The sequence below is a fragment of the Arthrobacter sp. LFS091 genome (assembly GCF_047977885.1).
In the GTDB taxonomy this organism is placed as follows: Bacteria; Actinomycetota; Actinomycetes; order Actinomycetales; family Micrococcaceae; genus Arthrobacter.
The window spans coordinates 54,787-74,012 of sequence record NZ_JBFPFP010000006.1; the positions used below are offsets into that span (position 1 = coordinate 54,787).

14 protein-coding genes, 1 pseudogene and 1 riboswitch are annotated in these 19,226 nt (G+C 64.1%); of the genes and pseudogenes, 7 read left to right on the top strand and 8 right to left on the bottom strand.

All coding sequences use genetic code 11. The features are described from left to right. Nucleotides 1–100 precede the first annotated feature (100 nt). The 4 genes from ACNQOP_RS12255 to ACNQOP_RS12270 all read left to right on the top strand — a co-directional run bounded on the left by ACNQOP_RS12255 (nucleotide 101) and on the right by ACNQOP_RS12270 (nucleotide 4,047). Entirely contained in the window at nucleotides 101–1,504 is a 1,404-nt protein-coding gene (locus ACNQOP_RS12255; RefSeq protein WP_309994211.1) for an MFS transporter, read from the top strand. After that, nucleotides 1,501–2,010, top strand: coding sequence for a GAF domain-containing protein (locus ACNQOP_RS12260; protein ID WP_416404599.1), 510 nt, complete (start codon nucleotides 1,501–1,503; stop codon nucleotides 2,008–2,010). Before ACNQOP_RS12255 ends, ACNQOP_RS12260 begins: the two co-directional genes overlap by 4 nt. Before the next feature lies 1 nt (nucleotide 2,011). Then, nucleotides 2,012–3,232: a metal-dependent hydrolase family protein gene (locus ACNQOP_RS12265; RefSeq protein ID WP_284987710.1), complete on the top strand. Its 1,221-nt coding sequence runs from the start codon at nucleotides 2,012–2,014 to the stop codon at nucleotides 3,230–3,232. 89 nt (nucleotides 3,233–3,321) lie between these two features. Beyond that, nucleotides 3,322–4,047, top strand: coding sequence for an SRPBCC family protein (locus tag ACNQOP_RS12270; protein ID WP_416404600.1), 726 nt, complete (start codon nucleotides 3,322–3,324; stop codon nucleotides 4,045–4,047). A gap of 60 nt (nucleotides 4,048–4,107) precedes the next feature. On the opposite strand, the gene ACNQOP_RS12275 is transcribed toward ACNQOP_RS12270, so the two are convergent. The 7 genes from ACNQOP_RS12275 to ACNQOP_RS12305 form a co-directional block, all read right to left on the bottom strand. Further along, on the bottom strand, nucleotides 4,108–6,138 hold the full coding sequence (locus ACNQOP_RS12275) for a rhamnogalacturonan lyase (RefSeq protein ID WP_416404601.1): 2,031 nt from the start codon (nucleotides 6,136–6,138) through the stop codon (nucleotides 4,108–4,110). A gap of 216 nt (nucleotides 6,139–6,354) precedes the next feature. Further along, nucleotides 6,355–8,004, bottom strand: coding sequence for a dipeptide ABC transporter ATP-binding protein (locus ACNQOP_RS12280; RefSeq protein WP_416404602.1), 1,650 nt, complete (start codon nucleotides 8,002–8,004; stop codon nucleotides 6,355–6,357). After that, complete coding sequence (locus ACNQOP_RS12285) at nucleotides 8,001–8,948, bottom strand: ABC transporter permease (RefSeq protein ID WP_416404603.1); 948 nt, start codon at nucleotides 8,946–8,948, stop codon at nucleotides 8,001–8,003. Before ACNQOP_RS12285 ends, ACNQOP_RS12280 begins: the two co-directional genes overlap by 4 nt. Nucleotides 8,949–8,958: 10 nt before the next feature. Further along, nucleotides 8,959–9,903 (bottom strand): ABC transporter permease, encoded by a 945-nt coding sequence (locus ACNQOP_RS12290; protein WP_416404604.1) that lies wholly within the window; start codon nucleotides 9,901–9,903, stop codon nucleotides 8,959–8,961. 7 nt (nucleotides 9,904–9,910) lie between these two features. Then, the gene (locus ACNQOP_RS12295; protein ID WP_416404605.1) at nucleotides 9,911–11,548 is read right to left on the bottom strand and encodes an ABC transporter substrate-binding protein; all 1,638 of its coding nucleotides are present in this window, start codon (nucleotides 11,546–11,548) and stop codon (nucleotides 9,911–9,913) included. Further along, a complete protein-coding gene (locus tag ACNQOP_RS12300) occupies nucleotides 11,545–12,960 on the bottom strand; it encodes an NtaA/DmoA family FMN-dependent monooxygenase (protein ID WP_416404606.1) in 1,416 nt (471 codons plus the stop codon). Before ACNQOP_RS12300 ends, ACNQOP_RS12295 begins: the two co-directional genes overlap by 4 nt. 54 nt (nucleotides 12,961–13,014) lie before the next feature. Continuing rightward, nucleotides 13,015–14,112 (bottom strand): LLM class flavin-dependent oxidoreductase, encoded by a 1,098-nt coding sequence (locus ACNQOP_RS12305; RefSeq protein WP_416404607.1) that lies wholly within the window; start codon nucleotides 14,110–14,112, stop codon nucleotides 13,015–13,017. A 36-nt stretch (nucleotides 14,113–14,148) separates the two neighbouring features. Further along, a riboswitch (SAM riboswitch) is annotated at nucleotides 14,149–14,258 on the bottom strand. 222 nt (nucleotides 14,259–14,480) lie between these two features. Between ACNQOP_RS12305 and ACNQOP_RS12310 the strand changes: the two genes are divergently transcribed. Beyond that, nucleotides 14,481–15,617, top strand: a complete 1,137-nt coding sequence (locus ACNQOP_RS12310) for an LLM class flavin-dependent oxidoreductase (protein ID WP_416404608.1) — start codon at nucleotides 14,481–14,483, stop codon at nucleotides 15,615–15,617. Nucleotides 15,618–15,656: 39 nt separating this feature from the next. Continuing rightward, complete coding sequence (locus tag ACNQOP_RS12315; RefSeq protein ID WP_416404609.1) at nucleotides 15,657–16,112, top strand: rhodanese-like domain-containing protein; 456 nt, start codon at nucleotides 15,657–15,659, stop codon at nucleotides 16,110–16,112. Here ACNQOP_RS12315 and ACNQOP_RS12320 read toward each other — a convergent pair. Further along, nucleotides 16,076–17,617 carry an MFS transporter gene (locus ACNQOP_RS12320; protein WP_416404610.1) on the bottom strand — a complete coding sequence of 514 codons (1,542 nt, stop codon included), beginning with the start codon at nucleotides 17,615–17,617 and terminating at the stop codon, nucleotides 16,076–16,078. The genes ACNQOP_RS12315 and ACNQOP_RS12320 overlap by 37 nt on opposite strands. A gap of 192 nt (nucleotides 17,618–17,809) precedes the next feature. On the opposite strand from ACNQOP_RS12320, the pseudogene ACNQOP_RS12325 reads away from it, so the two are divergent. Beyond that, nucleotides 17,810–19,210 (top strand): annotated as a pseudogene (locus ACNQOP_RS12325) (PLP-dependent cysteine synthase family protein). The last annotated feature ends 16 nt before the right edge of the window (nucleotides 19,211–19,226 follow it).

Sequence of the window (19,226 nt, forward strand, 5' to 3'; positions counted from 1 at the left end):
CTACCTCACACTTTGGCCGTAATTTCGATACATCACTTCTGCACAGATCCGTGCATATTCCTCAAAATGTACAACTTGGCCCACTTTGGCAGGAATCACCATGTCTCTCACAGCACGCCTGGATCGTCTGGCTCTCAGTCGACCACACTACAAGCTTCTCCTCATCGGAGGCCTCGGCTACTCGTTCGACGGCATGGACGGGGCAGTGGTTGCTTTCCTGCTCCCGCGCATCCAGGAACTGTGGGGCCTCAGCACCGCCAGCCTCGGACTGGTAGGTTCGGCAGCCCCCTTCGGCTTCTTCTTCGGCGCGATCCTGTCCGGCTGGATGGGCGACCGCTTCGGCCGCAAGAAGGTCATGCTGTGGGCTCTCGCGTTCTACTGCCTCATGTCGATCATCGCGGCGATGGCCCCGAACTTCGAGATCTTCCTGATTGCACGGATCTTTGCAGGACTGGGCGCAGGCGCGGAAAGCGTGATCATAGCGCCGTTCCTGTCAGAGTTCATTCCCCCAAAGCGCCGCGGCTGGTTCATTGGAACCCTTGCCGGATTCTTCTCCTTCGGCTTTGTCGCCGCAGCATTGATTGGCCGGTTCGTGGTTCCCATGGGCGAGGACGGCTGGCGCTGGGCCCAGGTCATTACGGCAATCCCCATCCTCCTCCTGCTCTGGTGGCGCCGGGGACTGCCCGAATCACCCCGCTTCCTGATCAGCCGGGGGCGCGTCGCGGAGGCGACGGCGGTAGTGGAACGCTTCGAGCAGAGCGTTGTGAAAGCCACCGGCAAGGAACTCGCGCCCCTGGAACCCGGTACTGAAGAGATCACCAAGCACGAGCAGAAAATCAGCGTCTGGAATGCCCTGAAGTTCATGTGGTCCAAGGCGATGCGTCGCCGGACAGCGGTGATCTGGCTGATCTGGTTCGTGATTACGTTCTCCTACTACGGCTTCTTCTCCTGGATCCCCACCTTGCTGGTCGGCCGCGGCATCACGGTCACCAAGAGCTTCGAGTTCTCCATCCTGATCTACCTTGCACAGATCCCCGGGTACTTCTCCGCTGCCTGGTTGTGCGACCGGATCGACCGCAAGAACACCATCGCCCTCTACTTGGCGGGATCGGCCATTAGTGCCTTCTGGCTAAGCCAGTCCAACGATTCCGGCATGATCCTGCTGGCCGCCGCAACACTGTCCTTCTTCCTCAACGGCACCTACGCCGGCGTCTACGCCTACACCCCGGAGCTCTTCCCCACCTGGATGCGCGCTACGGGCGTTGGCCTGGCCAGTGCCGTTGGCCGCATCGGCAGCATCCTGGCACCATCCATCATCGGCATTTTCGCAGCCTCGCTCGGCTTCGGCGGCGTGTTCACCATGACCACGGTGGTCCTGACCATCGGCGTCCTGGGCGTCGTGATCTTCGGAGCTTCCACGGCCGGTAAGTCCTTGGAGGACATCAACGCCCGCGCCGAGCATGACGCAGCGCCAGACAACCACGCAGGAACGGTCACCAAATGAGCTTCATGGAATCGGACACTACTTTCCAGCAGGCCTACGATGCGCTGCAGCAGGACCCAGGCGTCGTCCTTTTTACGGCCCTTCAATGGATCCCCCAGCGCTCCAGCCTGAAGCGCCTCTTCACAAGCCACCCCGCAGAGTATCCGGTGGGCGGCGAAAAGACAGTTGAGATCTCCCCCGGGTGGCTCGGAACCGTCATCGAGGACAAGAAGCCGTTCCTCGCGGCAGACCTGGACGCGCTGAAGGAAGTCTTTGCCGACTCCGGGCTCATCCAACAACTCGGCTGCGGTGCCGTGATCAACGTGCCGGTCCTCGATCCGGAAAGCAACGTGGTGGGCGTCCTTGCCCTCCTCGACGCTGAAGGCAAGTACACGCAGCAAAGTGTGGACAGCGCCGTCGGCCTCGTCAACGCAAACCAGGCACAACTTATACAGGCCTTCGAAGCCCACCCCACTGAAGTCGAAGTCCCCGAATCCACTGAAGCACCTGCGAAGGACACCGTTTAACATGAGCACCACACCCCTCGTTATACGCAATGCCAGCGTCCTGGACGTCGACGCAGGCACGTACTCCACCGCCGACGTCGTCAGCGTTGACGGAAAGATCAGCAGCGTCGGGCCGAACGCCGACGCTCCTGAAGGTGCGCGGGTCATCGATGGCACCGGCAAGTTCGTCATCCCGGGCCTGATTGATGCCCACGTCCACGTCGTTGCTTCCAGCGCCGACTTCCGCTCCCTCACCTACACACCGGCGTCGTATGTCTATGCGCAAACCGCCCGGATCATGGGCGAGATGCTCCGCCGCGGCTTCACCACTGTCCGCGACCTCTCAGGTGCCGACTTTGGCCTGGCGATGGCCCAGGAAGAAGGACTCCTGGAGGGTCCGAAGATCCACTTCTGCGGCCACGCGTTGAGCCAGACCGGCGGCCACGGCGACATGCGCCTCCCCGGCGAAGACCATGACCCCAACGGCCGGGGCTGCTGCGGGATCGGCCGGGTGGCCGACGGCGTGGATGCCGTTCGCGCGGCCGCCAGGGACGAGATCCGCAAGGGCGCCCACCACATCAAGATCATGGCATCCGGCGGGGTCTCGTCACCTACTGACCGCATCGACTCCACCCAGTACTCCATGGAGGAAATGCGTGCAGCAGTGGAAGAAGCCCAGGCCGCAAACCGCTACGTCGCCGCCCACGCCTACACTGCACGCGCCATCAACCGCGCACTGGAAGCTGGTGTCCGCTCGATCGAACACGGCAACCTGCTGGACGACGAAAGCCTGAAATTGTTCCTCGAAAAGGACGCCTTCCTGGTTCCCACCCTGGTCACCTACTGGGCGCTCAAGGAAGAGGGCAAGGAGTTTGGGCTCACGGAAGAAATGTGGGCCAAGGTGGACTCGGTGCTCACCAGCGGCCTCGAGGCAATCGCCCGCGCCCATGAGGCCGGAGTGAAAATGGCCTTCGGTTCCGACCTCCTGGGTGGCATGCACCGCCACCAGAACGAACAGTTCAGGCTACTCGGCAAGGTCCAGCCAGCCATTGATGCCATCCGTTCTGCAACCACGACGGCGGCCCAGCTGCTTGAGCGCGAAGGTGAACTTGGCGTGGTCGCACCTGGCGCGGACGCGGACATGCTGATCCTGGATGCGGATCCGGTGGCTGACATCGCCGTACTGGCCGACATCTCCGAGCATTTGGAACACCTGATCCAGAACGGCCGCGAGATCTCCTAGTTCCTGCGTCACCAGGGCCTGTCTTTACCCTCCAAAAAGCTCGATAATGTAAGTATGCTGATCAATATCGAGTCAAGGAGGAAGACACCATGACCACGAAAGTGAACAAGACAATCATGGTCAACGTTCCGATCAGTACGGCCTACAGGCAGTGGACCCAGTTCGAAGAATTCCCGCATTTCATGGGCGGAGTCGAACGGGTGACGCGGCTTGGCGACGACCGCCTGGAATGGGTCGCCGAAATCGCGGGCGTCCACCGCAAGTGGGAAGCAAAGATCGTCCAGCTGGATGTCAACCGGGCCGTGGCATGGGCCGCCGTCGAGGGCGTCAAGAACGCAGGGTGGGTGGAGTTCAAGGAAGCCGGGCCCAGCCAGACGTCCCTGCACCTGTCGTTGGAATACGAACCCCACGGCGTCCTGGAGTTCCTGGGCGACAAGCTGCACGTTATTGAAAGGCAGGCGGAGTCGGACTTGAAGAAGTTCAAGGAGTACATCGAAAAGCAGGCACCGGAAACCGCGTCTACTGCCGGGACCACCACTGCCGCTCCGGCGACCGGCACCCCGACTCCGGCGACCGCCACCGGAACCGCGGCCACCGCCGTCGGGCATGACACCAGCGCAACGGACACGACGCCGATCGTCGATCCCGTCACCCATCCCTTCGACCAGACGAACGGGTTGGCCGACGACGACGGCGACTCGGACGGAACCGCGGAAAGCGATACCCGCAGCGCCGCGGAACGTGGGGACGACGACGCAGACCGCGGTCCCGGATTCATACCGCCGCAGAGCGGATGGCTGCCGGGACAGCACTAGGTCCGCCGACGCCAAAAGCCGCCCGGGTCAACACGACCCGGGCGGCTTTGTTTGTGTGGGCTACTTCTTGCCGGTGTAGACGACGGCGGGCATCGCCGGTGCCTGCATGCCCTCACCAATGAAGAAACTCGGGTGCGGCGGCTGGTTGTACGCCACGTTTTCCCGGGCCACCGCCGCGCGGTACACGGTGTCGTGCATCAGGGTCCGGAGACGGACCTCGGTGGGAGCCGTGGTGGTGTAGATCCGCAGCTCGGAGCTGTCCGTGGAGGGCCACGCGATCTCTTCGCGCCAGTCGCCCAGGATGTCAGCCTGGATGGACGGGTTCCCCTTTGTGGTGTTGTTGCTGCGGGCACCCTCAGCGGTCAGGAGCCGGTCACTGGTTTCCGTTTCCCAGTTCCACTTGGAAATGGTGGGAACGCCGCGGGACACGGTGGCGTCGTAATCGTGGTCCACGATCTCACGGAGCAGGTCGCCGTCCCACCAAGCCAGGAAGTTCGCGGCCGGGATGTTCTCCGCGATCAGCTCACCCTTTGCGGAAATCAGCTGACCCACTGGCGAATCCCAGGCAGCGGAACCGCCCACGGCCCAGCCCTCGGCCCCGGCGTAACGCGGATCGATGTCACCTGCAGCGCCGCGGCCTGTGTCCTTAATGGCCGGGATGCTCCACAACACCTCGCCTGTCGCAGCGTCACGGAAAGTTGCCCCGCGATTGCCGCTGGCACCCATGTTCTCGTGGACGGCGAAGGTCTCCAAGCCGGGCCTGGACGGATCAAGGTCGCCGGTGTGGATCGCATCGCCATGGCCGAGCTTGGTGTTGTAGAGCGGCTTGCCATCGTCGTCAATGGTCATGGAACCGAAGACGAATTCGTCCTTGCCGTCCTGGTCAACGTCAGCCACGGACAAGTTGTGGTTGCCTTGACCCTTATATTGGTCACCCGCATGGTTGGAGTCGAACGTCCACCGTTTTTGAAGCTTGCCGTTGACGAGGTCATAGGTGACCAGGACAGTGCGGGTGTAGTAGCCGCGGCTGAACATCATGGAAGGGTGTTCCCCGTCGAGGTACGCCACTCCAGCCAGGAAGCGGTCCACCCGGTTGCCGTAGTTGTCGCCCCAGCTGGCTACCGTGCCGCGATCGGGCTCGTAGGCCACGGTGTCCATGATGGTTCCGATTTCCCCCTTGAAGACGGTAAGGAATTCGGGACCGGACAGGACGTAACCGGCACTGTTGCGGAAGTCGGCGTCGGCGTTTCCAATCACGGTGCCGGCCGCATCGCGGGTGCCGTCGGCCGTCTTGAACGAAACCTCCGCCTTACCGTCGCCGTCGAAGTCGTAGGCCAGAACCTGAGTGTAGTGCGCGCCGGCGCGGATGTTGCGGCCGAGGTCGATGCGCCAGAGCTTGGTGCCATCCAGCTTGTACGCATCAACGTAGACGTTGCCCGTGTAGCCGGACTGGGAGTTGTCCTTGGCGTTGGAAGGGGACCAGGTCTGGATGACTTCGTACTTACCGTCTCCGTCCAGGTCCGCCACCGTCGCGTCATTGGCCGAGTAGGTGGACGGCTTGCCATCCAGGGTAACGCCGTCGGCAGGCTTGTCCAGCTTGATGGCCAGGTAGTTCTGCGCCATTGGCGTCACGGCTTCGGTCAGCTTGTCCTGGCCCTGTCCGTTTCCGACGGTCTTGATGACATAGCTGGACTGTGCCGTGCCTGCGGGGTCCACGAACATGGTGGCGTTGCGGATGGGCTCGGGAGTGATGTTGACACCATCGCGCAGCACCTGGAAGCCGATGCTGTCCTTGTCCAGGCCCAGCATGCGCCAACTCACGGTGACACCCTGGTCCGTCAGGACTGCAACCGGCGCCCGGTCGAGGTTTTCCACTTGCCGCTTCAGCGGTGCTGCGTCTTTCGCGGCAGGCACGACGCCGGGAAGGCCGGCTTGCGCTGCCTGCGGGAGGTGGGCGGGGGCTGCTTGGGCGAGTGGGACACCCGTCAGCGCGATGGCCGCGGCAGCGAGTGAAGCGGAGGCCGCGAGCGGGACTGCTTTCCACGCACGGCCACGGGAGGGGCGGTAGGAACATTTCGAGAGGTAGGCCAAAGAACATCTCCTTTGATGGGCGGCAGTGGGTCTGCACGCACTTTTTGGAACGTTTCACTCACACTGCCGGCAACGCCGGCCTGCTCAGGCGCCAGGAGTGGGTTGTGCTAGAAAACGCTTTCCGCCCACAAGGTTTACCAGCGCCTCAACGGCCCGGTCAAGGGTTTGACAGGAAATGACTGTGAGGCGACGTGAGAAAATGTTCACGCTTGTGCGTCATCCGAGCGCCGGAACCCGCCCGGGAATCGCCGAGACCAGCTGGCGGGTGTAGTCCTCAGCGGGGTTCTCCAGCACGTCGATGGCACCTCCCATCTCCACGAGCTTGCCTGCCTGCATGACGGCCACCCGGTCCGAGATCTGTTGCACCACGGCCAGGTCATGGGAAATGAACAGGTAGCTCAAAGCCTCCTGGACCTGCAGTTCCGCCAGTAGCGTGAGGATCTGCGCCTGCACGGAAACGTCCAAAGCGGACACTGCTTCGTCGAGCACCACCAGTTCCGGCTTCAGCGCCAAGGCACGGGCAATCGCGACGCGTTGCCGCTGCCCTCCGGAGAGTTCGGCCGGACGACGTCCCGCATAGTCCGCAGGGAGGTGAACCTCGTCCAACAAGGCCTCCACCCGGCGTTTCCGGTCAAGGGTAGATCCCTCCGCGAAAGCCCGGAGCGGCTCGGCAATGATGTCCTCCACAGTGAAACGTGGGTCCAGGGATGCGTAAGGACTTTGGAACACCACTTGGAACCGGCGCCGCAGTTGGCGCAGCTTCTCCCCCTTCGCGCTGGCCAGGTCCACGCCGTCGAACTCCACGGAACCGGAGGTCGGCTTGTCCAAACGCAGCAACAAACGGGCCACGGTGCTCTTTCCCGAGCCTGACTCCCCCACCAGCGCCAAGGTCTCGCCGCGGCGAATGTCCAGGGAGACATCGTCGACGGCGATCAAGGTCCTGGCGCCACCGGCGGTCCGCGGCAGGCTGAACACTTTCCGGAGGGACTTCGCCTCCACCAGCGGCGAGTCGGGCACTGCGCCGCCCGGCGTCGCGCCTGGGTCCGGAACCGAAACCGAAGGCCGCAACCGCCGGGGGTTGAGTCCCGGTGCCGCCGCGATGAGTTGCCGGGTGTAGCTGTGCTGCGGACTCCCCAGGACAGCGGCGGCGGACCCTTCCTCCACAATCTCGCCGCCGCGCATCACGATGATCCGGTCGGCACGGTCGGCAGCGACGCCAAGGTCGTGCGTGATGAGCAGTACGGCCGTCCCCCGCTCGGCAGTAAGGGCTGCGATGTTGTCCAGGATCTGCCGCTGGACCGTGACGTCAAGGGCGCTGGTGGGTTCATCAGCGATGACCAGCTTCGGCCGCGCAGCAAGCGCTGTGGCAATGAGCACACGCTGCCGCATGCCACCGGAGAACTGGTGCGGAAATTGACGTGCGCGGGTCGGGGCATCACGGATTCCGGACTCCTCAAGGAGCCGCACGACACTGTGGCGTGCAGCCTTCCTGGGTTGGATCCGGTGGATGGTGAGAGCCTCTGCAACTTGGTCGCCTACACGTTGCAGCGGATCCAACGATGCCGTGGGGTCCTGCGGGATCAGCCCGATTTCCTTGCCTCGGGTGCCCTGCCATTCCTTGCGCGTCAGCTTCGTCAGGTCGGTACCGTCGAAGCTCACTGTGCCGGCGGAAACCCGGGCATTGCCGGGGAGCAGGTTGATAATGGACTGCGCCGTGGTGGTCTTCCCGGAACCGGACTCCCCCACAATGGCTACCACTTCCCCGGCGTTGACCTCGAAGCTGACACCGGCCACGGCTGTCCGGGGTGACCCGTCCACCAGATAGTCGATGCGGAGGTTCTCAACCGTCAGCAGTGCGGAGCTCATGCCCGGTTCCTTTCAGAGTTTTGGAAAGCATGCGAAATTCGGTTGGTGGACAGCACGACGGCGGCAATCACCACGCCCGGCAACGTCACCAGCCACCATGCGGCCACGAGGTAGTCGCGGCCTCCGGCTACGAGCGAACCCCATTCGGCGGCAGGCGGCGGAGCTCCGAAGCCAAGGAAGCTCAGGGAAGAGATGGACAGGACGGCCATGCCGAACTCCAGCGCGGACAGCGCCAGAACAGGGCCCGCAGCGTTGGGGAGGACATGTCGGAGCAGGATGGAATGCCACCGGACACCTGAGGACCTCGCGGCTTCCACGTACACAGCGGTGCTCACTCGGAGGGTTTCAGCCCGCATGATCCGGGCGAAGTTGGCCACGCTGGCAATACCGACCGCGATGGCGATGTTGATGGTCCCGAAGCCCAGCACTGTGATGAGTGCCAGCGAAAGCAGCAGGCTGGGGATGGCCAACAGCACGTCCATGACACGCATGATGGCGTCATCCACCCACCCCCTGGTGGAGCCGGCCAGCAAACCCAAGGCGGATCCCGCAACCAAGCCGACAGCTACCGCCACGGCCGTAGCAGCCAAGGACGTCGCCGAGCCGTGGACCACCCGGGAGAACAGGTCGCGTCCAAGGCTGTCGGTGCCGAACCAGTGATCGGCGGATGGCGGCTTGAGCCGGTCAGAGGGGACTCCAGTATCCGGCGGCCAGTGCGTGAAAGCCGTGGGAATCAACGCCCAAAGGATCACCAGCACCAGCACCGCGACGGACAGCACCAGCCCCGGACTGGCCAGGAACGTGCGGCCCTTGGCAGCCCAGCCGGAAGTGGAAACCCGGGGCCTGGCAGGCGGTCCCGGCTCCGGGATGACGGAGCCCGCGAGCGGATGCCCCGGTGCGGAGTCCCCCAGAGGCCGTGTCTCCCTCACAAGTTGCTGCGTCATGATGGTCCTCCTAGGCCTTGGCCCGCGCGGTGTTGATGCGCGGGTCCACGAGCGGATAGATCAGGTCAACGATCAAGCTGGTGATCACGAAGATGGCAGCGGCCAGCACTACCAGTGTCTGCACCACTGGGATGTCCCTGCTGTTGACTGCCGTCACGGTGAGCCGCCCAATGCCTGCGCGGGAGAACACCGTCTCGCTCACCACAGCTCCGGCCAAGAGGTTTCCCACCAGGATGCCCAGCATGGTCAGCGTGGGAATGGCCGCGTTGCGGAGAGCATGGCCGAAGTTGATCAGCGCTTCGCTGGCGCCTTTTGCCCGGATCTGTTCGATGTACGGCTCGCCCAAGGTTTGGCGCAAGCAGCGCGTCAGCAGCTGGGCGATCACGGCTGACGTGGGTATCGCCAGAGTCAAGGCGGGAAGCACCAGGCTCTGGCCGCCGTCGTTCCCTATCGCCGGAAACAACCGCAACCTGAACGAGAAGAACTGGAGCAGCAGGAGCCCGATCCAGAAGGTCGGCACGGCGATACCCAAGGGTGGCAGGGAGGAGAATGCCTGGCGGATCCAGCGGTTGCGGCTGAAAGCCGCAACCACTGCCAAGGCACTGCCAAGAAGAACTGCCAGGGCGAAGCCCGCTACAGCCAACTTGATGGTCTCAGGCAGGACTTCCGCCACCGTTTGGGTGGCCGGAACGCCATTCTTGATGGACAACCCGAAATCCAGCTGGAGCGCCTTGAACAGGGCAATGATGTATTGCTCGTAAAGAGGCCTGTCCAGGCCATACTCCGCCCGCAGCTTCTCCACGAGTGCCGGATCCACCGCGTTCTGTTCGTCCCCGCTGGCCATGATGCTCACGGCGTCGCCGGGCAGCAGGTACAGGATCAGGAAGGACACGGTGTAGGCGGCCCACAGGACGAAGGCGCCCTGCAGGAGTCGTTGGCCGATGTAGCGGATCATGGGATTCCTACTTGCTCAGCCAGGCGTCGTAGAAGTCCAGGCGGCTGGAAGCTTCAAACTTCAGACCTTTGACTTTGTCGCTGGCGGAAATGGTGGTGGACAGCTCATACAGCGGGATGGAGTGGGCGTCCTTGATCAGGATTTCCTGTGCTTCGTCCACCAGTTTCTGGCGTGCGTCCTTGTCCAGCGCCGCGGCCTGCTCGCCCAGGACATCGTCCACGGGCAGCTTCTCGCGGAGGTTGCTTCCGCCACGGGCTGTGGTGGAGGCGAAGACGGTGCGGAGGACGTCCGGGTCGCTTCGGGTCAGGTTGCCGTAGGAGAAGTCATAGGTCTTGTCCGCCTGGGCAGCCGTCACGTCCGCGATGGTGGTGAACTTCAGCTGCAGGTCCACGCCGATAACCTTGAGCTGCTGCTGCACGAGTTCCAGCACTTCCTTGGGCGATTGCCAGTAGGTGACCTTGAAGGACAGCTTCTCGCCGTTCTTTTCGCGGACCCCGTCCGCGCCAACCTTCCAGCCGGCATCGTCCAGCAGTTTCTTGGCGCCGTCGGGATCGTTCTTCAGAAGCTCGCTGTAGTCCTTGAAGTACGGAGTGGTGTGTGAGAGAACGCCCTTGGCAGGTTGGTCCGCTTCGGTCAGCAGGGTCTTGGTAATTTCCTCACGGTTGATGGCCTTGGAGATGGCCTGGCGGACGGCGGTTTCCTTGAGCTTCGGGTTGGACTGGTTGGCGTACAGGTTGTAGACGACACCCGGGTTGGCGCGCGTGTCATTCCAGAAACCGTTGCCGTTGAACAGGCTGATGTCAGCGGCGGAAATTGCCGCCGTGGCGTCGATCTGGCCGGACTGCAGGCTGCCTGTACGGTTACCCGCCTCCGGAATGATCTTGAAGGTGACAGTGTCCAGGTAGGCCTCGCCCTTGTTGCTGTTGGTGGCGGCGGGCCAGTTGTAACCGGCCCTGCGTTCCAAGACAGCTTCCTTGTCTACGGTGTAGCTCTTCACGCTGAACGGGCCGGAGCCGGAGAACTTCCCGGCGCAACGGTCAGCTTCGGAAAGAGTTGCAGAGGCCGGGGACAACAGGCCGAGTGTGAACGTGGACGTTGCCTGGAGGAACTGCGCGTTCGGCTTGGAGAAGTCCACCACCACTGTTTGCGGATCCTTCACGGTGATCGCGCTGACGTCGCTCAGGTAGGTGGAGCCCAGCGTGGCCTTGGCACCGAGTGCCTTGATCGCCTCGAAGTTGGTCTTCACGGATTGAGCGTCAATCGCTGTTCCGTCCGCGAACGTTGCACCGCTGCGGAGGGTGAACGTAAAGCTGGTGGCGTTCGCGTTGGTTTCGAACCTCTCGGCAAGCCACGGGACAATGTCGCCGGTCTTTGGGTCCTGCGACGTCAGCGACGCCACCGTTTGGCGGGCAATGGCGATGGCATCGTTATTGCCCACCTGCTGCGGGTCGATGCAACCACGGTCCACCGACACCGCGAAGTTCAGGTTCCCACCCGACACAGGTGTGGCGTCGGCACTTTGCTGTGTGCCGGCGTCGGCCCCTCCAGCGCAAGCTGAGGCGAGGAGCGCAACGGCTCCCAGGACGGCGACGACGGCGGCAGGTTTCCGCAGCGTGCGGGTTGCGGGACGGTTGGGGACGCTCATGCGACTTCTTCGCTTTCACTGAGTTGGGTGCTGGTGAGTGATCCGCGGCGGGTCAGCGGGGCACGGAGGCCCAGGTTCTCGCGGAGGTTGGTGCCTTCGTATTCGGTGCGGTAGACGCCGCGGTCCTGCAGGCGGGGAACCAGCTCGTTGACGATGTCGTCCAGTCCGCCGGGGACGATCCACGGAGTGATGTTGAAACCATCAACGGCACCGGCATGGGCATATTCGGCGAGTTTGTCCGCAATGTCGTCATACGATCCCACCAGGCCACGGCCATTGAGCCGGGAACGTGCAGCCACGAACTGCCTGATCGAGTGGCCGTTTTCCTTGGCGTCCGCACGCCACTGGGCCGCGAGGTCCTTGGCGCTCTTCCCATGGAAGGCGTTGCCGCGGGTGGGGTTGGTGACGTCCACAACGGGGTCGATGTCCGGCAAAGGACCATCGGGGTCGTATTCGGTGAGGGTCCGTCCCCAGAACTGTTCAAGGTAGGCGATGGCCGTCTCCGGACCCACCTGCAGCGAGCGGACCCACTGGTGCTTTTCTTCCGCTTCTGCAGGCGTGGCACCGAGGATGAACTCCTGGCCGGGGAAGATCTTCACGTCGTCGGCGGGGCGGCCGGCCTTGAGCGTGCGGGCCACGATGTCGTCGCGGAACTTCTTGGCATCCTCCAGTTCCGGGTGTGCCGAGAAGATCACATCGGCATTCCTGACGGCGAAGTCACGGCCGTCCGGCGAGTCGCCGGCCTGGAACAGGACGGGATGCTGCTGGCTGGAGCGCGGCAACCGGCCGGTGACTTCGACGTCGAAACTCTCATCCTGGCGCTTGACCGTGGTGATGGCGTCCTCGCGGAGCCAGCGTGGATCATTCCGGGACCCGGCGATTGCGCCGTCAGCCCAGGAATCCCAGATGGCCTTCGCTGTCTGGACGAACGCCTCGGCCCGGACATAGCGGTCCTCGTGCTTGAGGAACCCGCCGCGCCTGAAATTGGCGCCGGTCCATGCATTGTCCGTGGTGACGATGTTCCAGGCCGCACGGCCGCCGGACAGGAGGTCCAGGCTGGCCAGGCGGTGGGCGAGGTCCGCGGGATCGTTGTATGTAGTGTTCTGCGTTGCCACCAAACCGATGTTGGTGGTGATGGCTGCCAGCGCTGCCAGTGCGGTTTGGGCGTCGGGACGGCCGACGACATCGAGGTCGTGGATCTTCCCGAGGTGCTCCCTGAGGCGCAGCCCTTCACCGAGGAAGAAGGCGGAGAAGAGCCCGCGTTCAGCGGTTTGGGCTACCCGGCGGAACGACTCGAAGTCCGTTTGCGAGCCGCTGTGTGCGTCTTTCCAAACGGTGGTGTGGTTTACCCCTTGGAAAAAGACACCGAACTGGATCTGCCCGTTGCCTGCGATGCGGTGACGGTTGGTCATGGTTCTGCTCTCTGAATCTGGCTGATGGCCGTTGGCTCTTGTGGCGGGCGTCGGTCAGGCCGCGGCGAAGCGGTTTGCGGGACGGGGAAGCCCGAAGGTTTCACGGAGCGTGGCGTGCGGCAGCGGCGGCACCACCAGTCCTGAGCGATGCAGTTCCGGCAGGACCCTGGTGGCAAGTTCGGGGAGGTCCACGTCCAGGACTGCGGGCTTGAGGCGGACGCCGTCGGCTGATGCGAACAGCGTGGTGAGCAGTTCCACCAGTCCTTCAGCCCTGCCCACGTACCGCGCGCCGCCCGTCCACTCCTCGTAGTAATCGAGCTCGGCAAAGCGGTCCTCCGCGGTTTGTCCACGGGAATCGAGGATGACGTCCAGCTCCACGAGTGTCCGCGGAGCCCCTGCCGTCGCAGCCGCTTGGGCGGCCCGGGGAAGATCGTCAACGGTGTCAGCAGACACCAAGGCGACATCAGCCTCGACGGCGGGAAGCAGCACTGCGGGCGCGAACACCACCAGTTGGCCTTGAAGCGGGCGCGGAATGATGGACGGTCCCTTGACGGAAAAGCGTTCACCTTCAAAGTCGGCGTAGTGCAGCTTGTCCCGATCCACATACCGTCCGGTGGAGACGTCGCGGATCACCGCGTCATCTTCCCAGGAGTCCCATAGGCGGCGGGCTGCCTGGACCACGTCGGCTGCTTCGCTGGTGACGTCGCCTTCGTTCAGTTGTACGCGTCCCACTGACAGGGCTTCCCTCTCCAGGTTTTCCGCGTTGACCAGCCATCCGGCCCTGCCCAAGGAGGAATAGTCCAGGCTGGCCAACTGGGTGGCCACGTGGAACGGCTCGGTAAAGATCGTCCCAGCCTCGGGCACCAGACCGATGGACCGGGTGATCGGAGCTGCGAAAGCTGCGCGCTGGATCGCATCGATCCGGCCGGCGATTCCTGTGGTTCCCGGGTCCACCACCCGGGTGTCCTTGAAAGTAGCTATATGGAAGCCCGCGATATCCGCAGCTTGCACGGTCTCACGGATCCGCTGGCCCCCCAATAGTGCCTGCGGATCATGATGGGCCTTGCGCCACGACGCGGGGTGGGCCCCATCGCCGTCGAGCTCCAACGCGATGACGCGGGAGCGGAATTCGGGTACGGGTGTGGAAGGCATGATTCTCTCTTTCAGAGGCCGCACAGCGGCCGGGACGACATTCACTTGCCGCTCTTGCGGCCTGGTCTGTTTCCGGAGCACCCCGCCACGTAATGCCTGAGGGTTGCCGCAGCACGAGCCGGTCCTTGGCGTGCTGACTCTTGACCTGAACTTGAATCTAGGAGGCTGTCCAAAGAATGTACAAACCGCTGGACTCGCGGCGTCAACGCGGGAAATACCGCGTCAACGGGCTGCCAGAATCGTCATCTTCAGGCCGGCGGGGGCGCCCTTGTGACGGTCCGTTTCGCCGCATTTCGCTGGATTTAGCCCGGTTGAGCGGGGTGACGGATCGGCTTTGGCCAAGGCACTGCGCTCCGTAGTGTCGTGCCATGCCGAAGCCTTCAGTCACTCCCCTGTCCGTCCTTGACCTGACTCCGGTCTCTGCCGGGCAGTCCCCCGGCGAGGCCCTGCGCAGCACCATTGCTCTCGCTGCCACTGCCGAGGCTTCCGGCTACTCGCGGTACTGGCTGGCCGAGCACCACCTCAACACCGGCGTTGCTGGTTCTGCCCCGCACATCCTCGCCGGGTTGGTTGCGTCTGCCACCAAAACCATCCGTGTCGGCACGGCGGCCACCCTGTTGGGGAACTACAAGCCGCTCCAGATTGCAGAGAGCATCGGCACTCTCGCTGCGGTGTTCCCGGACCGTGTGGACCTTGGCTTTGGCCGTTCCGGGCCGCCGAAGTCGCCCAGCGAACCGGCTCCCGGAGTAGTGACCCCGACGGACACACCCGGCGACCGCGTTGTTGACGGTTTGCTGATTCCTTCACCGCGGCCCATCTTCGGTGCCGTCCTCCCCAGGAAATTCCGTTTGCAAGGTGAACTGCTGGGCCGCTTCCCGGGAGACACCGACAACTTCGAGAACGACGTCCAGGACATCATCGGGTTCTTCACCGGCGGGTACCGAACCAGGCATGGCGAAGAAGTCACCGCGACGCCGGCCCTCGGGCAGTCGCCACAGTTCTGGATCCACGGTTCAACAGCGGGTCCCAGCGCCCGCCTCGCCGGCAAGTTGGGCCTTCCCTTCGGCGCGAATTATCACGTAGCACCGGCCGGCGTATTGGACTCCATTGCCGAATACCGGGCCCACTTTGAACCGTCTGCTTCCCTGCAGGAACCACAGGTGATCGTCTCGGCGGACGTGCTGGTGGCCCCGGACGAACACCAAGCACAGCGCCTCGCCCGCGGCTATGCCCAGTGGGTACACGGTATTCGCAGCGGACAGGGTGCCATCCCCTACCCCTCCCCGGAGGATGCCTTGGATCTGCCCTTGGACGCTGACGCCAAAGACCTTGTCAAAGACCGTGTGGACACCCGGCTGGTGGGCGACCCGCACCAGGTCAGGGACAAGCTGCGCACTCTGCAGCGGGCCACAGGCGCCCAGGAACTGCTCATCACCACCATTGCCCATGACCCCGCCGATCGGCAGAGCTCATACCAGTTGCTCGCCGAGGCCTGGGGTCTCTAGCTATCCGATTTTCCACCCACCACCAACCAAGGGAGCACCATGTCCATCGAAACCGCCGTACCGGAAAACGACGTGCAGGATACCCAGCTGATCACCGCCCAGGAAGCGGCCAAACTCATCGAAGAAGGCGCGCTGCTGATCGATGTCCGCAGCGAAGGCGGCCGCGCCAGCACCGGAGCCGTCCCCGGTGCCGTGGTGGTCAACCGCGAGCATGTGGAGGAGGACTTCAGCCCGGAGTCCGCCCACCGCCTGACCCAGGTCAGCGGTACGGACCAGAAGATCGTGGTGTTCTGCGGCTCCGTCAACGGTTCACGTCCCGTCGCGCAGAAGCTCCAGATCCTCGGCTACGCCAACGCCGTCCACGTGGACGGCGGCTTCCCGGCCCTGCGCGACGCCGGCGTCCCCACCACCGGGCCGACCGCCCCGCCCGTCGAACCGGCCCCGCCTGTCGAATCGGCTCAGGCGTCCACCGATTCGGTGGCCTCCGAACGCTGAGTACCTCCCGCCGTCGGACGTTCCGGCGTTTGCACTGCCGCCGTCGTCGCGGTTTCCTTTCCGGAAGCCACGACGGCGGCTCGTGCGTTTCTGCGGTCCCTTCCCTCGCGAAGCCAGTCGAGTCCGCCGGCGAGCAGTGCGACCCCCAGCAAAACGCAGCACATCACGATGCCTTGGTGGAAGGCGTCCTTGGAGGCTTGGCCGGTGGCCGCTCCGTGCGCTTGAAGGAACATGCCTGCGGCCGCAGCTGAGCACAGGGCCGCCGCGAAACGTTGGCTGAGCTGGTAGAAGCCTGCAGCCACTCCTGCGGCACCTGCGGGCGCATGGGCAAGCGTGAGTGTCTGGTTTGGCGCCACCACAAGGCCTGTTGCCACACCTTGGATAAGTCCGACGGCGGCCACCGCCAGAGCCGCCGTACCGCCGTCGAGCCCTTGCACGAAGAGGTCCTTGGCAATCAGGCAGGCCAGGCTGCCCACCAGCGCGTAGACGATCCCGGCGCGACCGTATCGGGCCAGGAAGCGCCAACTGAAGCTGGACGCCAACAGCATTCCTGCTGCTTGCGGCGCGAGGATCGCTGCGGCCGCCAACGGCGCCATCCCCGCCCCGGAGAGGAAGTAGAAGGCAGTCACGGCGGCCATTCCGGCACCGACGCCGAACTGGCAGAGCGCCACCACCGTACCCAAGGCGTAGCCCCTGGATTTCACCAAGGAGGCACTGAGCAACGGGGTTCGGCCGCGCCGTTGATAAAGGAGCTCCCAGCCAGCGAAGGCCAGAAGCGTCCCCGCACCGACCGCCAGCGATGTCACTGCAATGATGCCCGCACCGTAGATCGTGGGAATGAGCGAGGCGATCACCACTCCGCCGAGCAGCAAGGCACCCAGGACGTCGATGGAAGGTTTCGCTGTCCCGTTGTCGGGGTGTTTGCCGGCCGCCCTCGGGAGGAGCCGGAAGGCAAGCGGCACCAGGACCATCACCAAGGGAACGTTGGCGAGGAACAGGATCCTCCATCCGATCGAGGGGTCGCCCAAGGAAAGGACCACTCCGCCGAGCAGCGGTCCGCAGACCGCAGCGGAACCCCCGGCGGCAGCGTACGCACCGAGCGCTTTCGCGCGGTCGTGTCCGGAATAGATGTCCTGCAGGAGACCCAGCACCTGCGGATTCAGGGTGCCGGCGCCGAGTCCTTGGAGGAGCCTGGCGATGATGACCAGCGACGGGTCCGTGGCCAGGCCACCCACCAAGCTGGATGCACCGAAAACAGCAATACCCGCAATGAAGAGCGTGCGCCGTCCCACGATGTCGCCCAGTCTGCCCGCGGGAACCAGCGCGACGCCGAACGCCAGCGAGTAGCTCGCCAGGATCCACTGCACGGACCCGGAATCGGCGTGCAGTGACGCAGACATAGCCGGTACCGCCAGCACGAACATTGACTGGTCCAGGAGCGTGATGAACCCTGCGCCCAAGCAAAGCCAGAGAGCGGAACGTTTAGCGTGGTTTCCGTGGCCCATGATGTGGACTCTAGGCGTGTTCCTGCTGGCTTTGGGTATCGCAAGTCACCCGGTTAAGGGGCGTGAATCCGGGTTACCGCCGGTGACTCCTATGTGACTCTTTGGGGCAATCCCGGCATGGCTCCGGTCACGGAAGGACGCGGTGGGAAACGCTTTTTTGCGAGGGAATACCCGCGTCCTAGCGTGGGCGGCATGACCGTGTATGAATCAGTCCTGGATGCGATCGGCGGCACTCCCCTGCTTCGGCTGAAGCGGCTTGGCGCCGGTGCCCGGCCCCGCATCTACGCGAAGCTCGAGTTCCAGAACATCGGCGGGAGCGTGAAGGACCGCGCCGCTCTGGCCATGATCCGCGCCGCAGAAAGTGCCGGCCTCCTTGGCCCCGGCGGGACTGTGGTGGAGGGCACCAGCGGCAACACCGGCATCGGTCTGAGCTTGGTGGCTGCACAGTTGGGCTACCGCTCGGTGATCTTCGCACCCGCCGCCACTGCTGCGGATAAGGTACGGCTTCTGGGGGCCTTCGGTGCCGAAGTACATCTGGTGGCTGACTTCGTTCCGCGGTCCGATCCCGGTCATCTGGCCAACCGGGCCGCAGCTTTCGCGGCCGCCACTCCCGGGGCCTGGCTCGCGTTGCAGTACGACAACCCGGCCAACCCGCAAGCCCATCAGGAAAGCACGGGGCCGGAGATCTGGAGCGACACCCAGGGGTCGGTCACCCACTTTGTGGCGAGCGTCGGGACCGGCGGAACCATCTCCGGGACAGGGCGATTCCTGAAGCAAGCAAGCGACGGACGCGTGCAGGTCATTGCCGCAGACCCCGAGCACTCCCGCTACGGCGGCGGCAACGGATCGCTCAAATAAGCCGCAGGCGCCGGTCACCCCTTGCACCCGGCATCGGCGGAGGACATCTGGCCCGAAGCATTCGACACCGCACTGGTGGACAAGTACATCAGCGTCAGCGATCGCGACGCCATCTTCACCGCCCGCCGTGCTGCCCGCGAGGAAGGCCTCTTGATCGGTGCCACCGGCGGCACCGCCCTGGCAGCAGCTTTGAACCTTGCCGCGACCCTGGACGAGCAACACACCATCGTGGTGATCCTGCCCGACTCCGGACGGAATTATCTCTCCACCTACTTCGATGACAACTGGCTCATCTCACTCGGCTTCCTGGAACCCACGACGCCGGAAGGAACCGTCCGTTCATTGCTCACCACCGTGCCTGCCGGAGTCCAGCTTCTGGCGAGCGGCCTTACGGCGGCGGAGGCCGCCGTCGAACTTCATGGGCGGGAAATGGCGCCGGACGATCCGGCGTTCTTGGTCCTGGACCGTGGCGAGACCTTTGGAACCGTCCATCCGCGTGAAGTGGTGGGAGTGGTGACCCTGCGTTCGTTGGGAACGGTTGAGCCCGCCGCTTTGGCATTCACCGCGGCCATCCCCCACCGCACGGTTGCCGCGGGGCTCCCGGCAAGCCTTGTAGTTGCGGGGAACAGATCCGTGGGCCGAGGTTCGCCGGAAACAGCTGAAGAAGGGCAGCGGGCCGAGCAGGAGGTCATCGCGGTCCTGGTTGATGGCCGAATCGCCGCCACCGTCCCCTAACCCTCTCTCACCAAAC

Excerpts from the sequence above, each read along its gene's own strand:
- ACNQOP_RS12315 (WP_416404609.1), top strand. The coding sequence starts at position 15,657 with ATGTCCATCGAAACCGCCGTACCGGAAAACGACGTGCAGGATACCCAG.
- ACNQOP_RS12280 (WP_416404602.1), bottom strand. The coding sequence starts at position 8,004 with ATGAGCTCCGCACTGCTGACGGTTGAGAACCTCCGCATCGACTATCTG.
- ACNQOP_RS12310 (WP_416404608.1), top strand. The coding sequence starts at position 14,481 with ATGCCGAAGCCTTCAGTCACTCCCCTGTCCGTCCTTGACCTGACTCCG.
- ACNQOP_RS12285 (WP_416404603.1), bottom strand. The coding sequence starts at position 8,948 with ATGACGCAGCAACTTGTGAGGGAGACACGGCCTCTGGGGGACTCCGCA.
- ACNQOP_RS12255 (WP_309994211.1), top strand. The coding sequence starts at position 101 with ATGTCTCTCACAGCACGCCTGGATCGTCTGGCTCTCAGTCGACCACAC.
- ACNQOP_RS12290 (WP_416404604.1), bottom strand. The coding sequence starts at position 9,903 with ATGATCCGCTACATCGGCCAACGACTCCTGCAGGGCGCCTTCGTCCTG.
- ACNQOP_RS12300 (WP_416404606.1), bottom strand. The coding sequence starts at position 12,960 with ATGACCAACCGTCACCGCATCGCAGGCAACGGGCAGATCCAGTTCGGT.
- ACNQOP_RS12320 (WP_416404610.1), bottom strand. The coding sequence starts at position 17,617 with ATGGGCCACGGAAACCACGCTAAACGTTCCGCTCTCTGGCTTTGCTTG.
- ACNQOP_RS12260 (WP_416404599.1), top strand. The coding sequence starts at position 1,501 with ATGAGCTTCATGGAATCGGACACTACTTTCCAGCAGGCCTACGATGCG.
- ACNQOP_RS12305 (WP_416404607.1), bottom strand. The coding sequence starts at position 14,112 with ATGCCTTCCACACCCGTACCCGAATTCCGCTCCCGCGTCATCGCGTTG.
- ACNQOP_RS12270 (WP_416404600.1), top strand. The coding sequence starts at position 3,322 with ATGACCACGAAAGTGAACAAGACAATCATGGTCAACGTTCCGATCAGT.
- ACNQOP_RS12265 (WP_284987710.1), top strand. The coding sequence starts at position 2,012 with ATGAGCACCACACCCCTCGTTATACGCAATGCCAGCGTCCTGGACGTC.
- ACNQOP_RS12295 (WP_416404605.1), bottom strand. The coding sequence starts at position 11,548 with ATGAGCGTCCCCAACCGTCCCGCAACCCGCACGCTGCGGAAACCTGCC.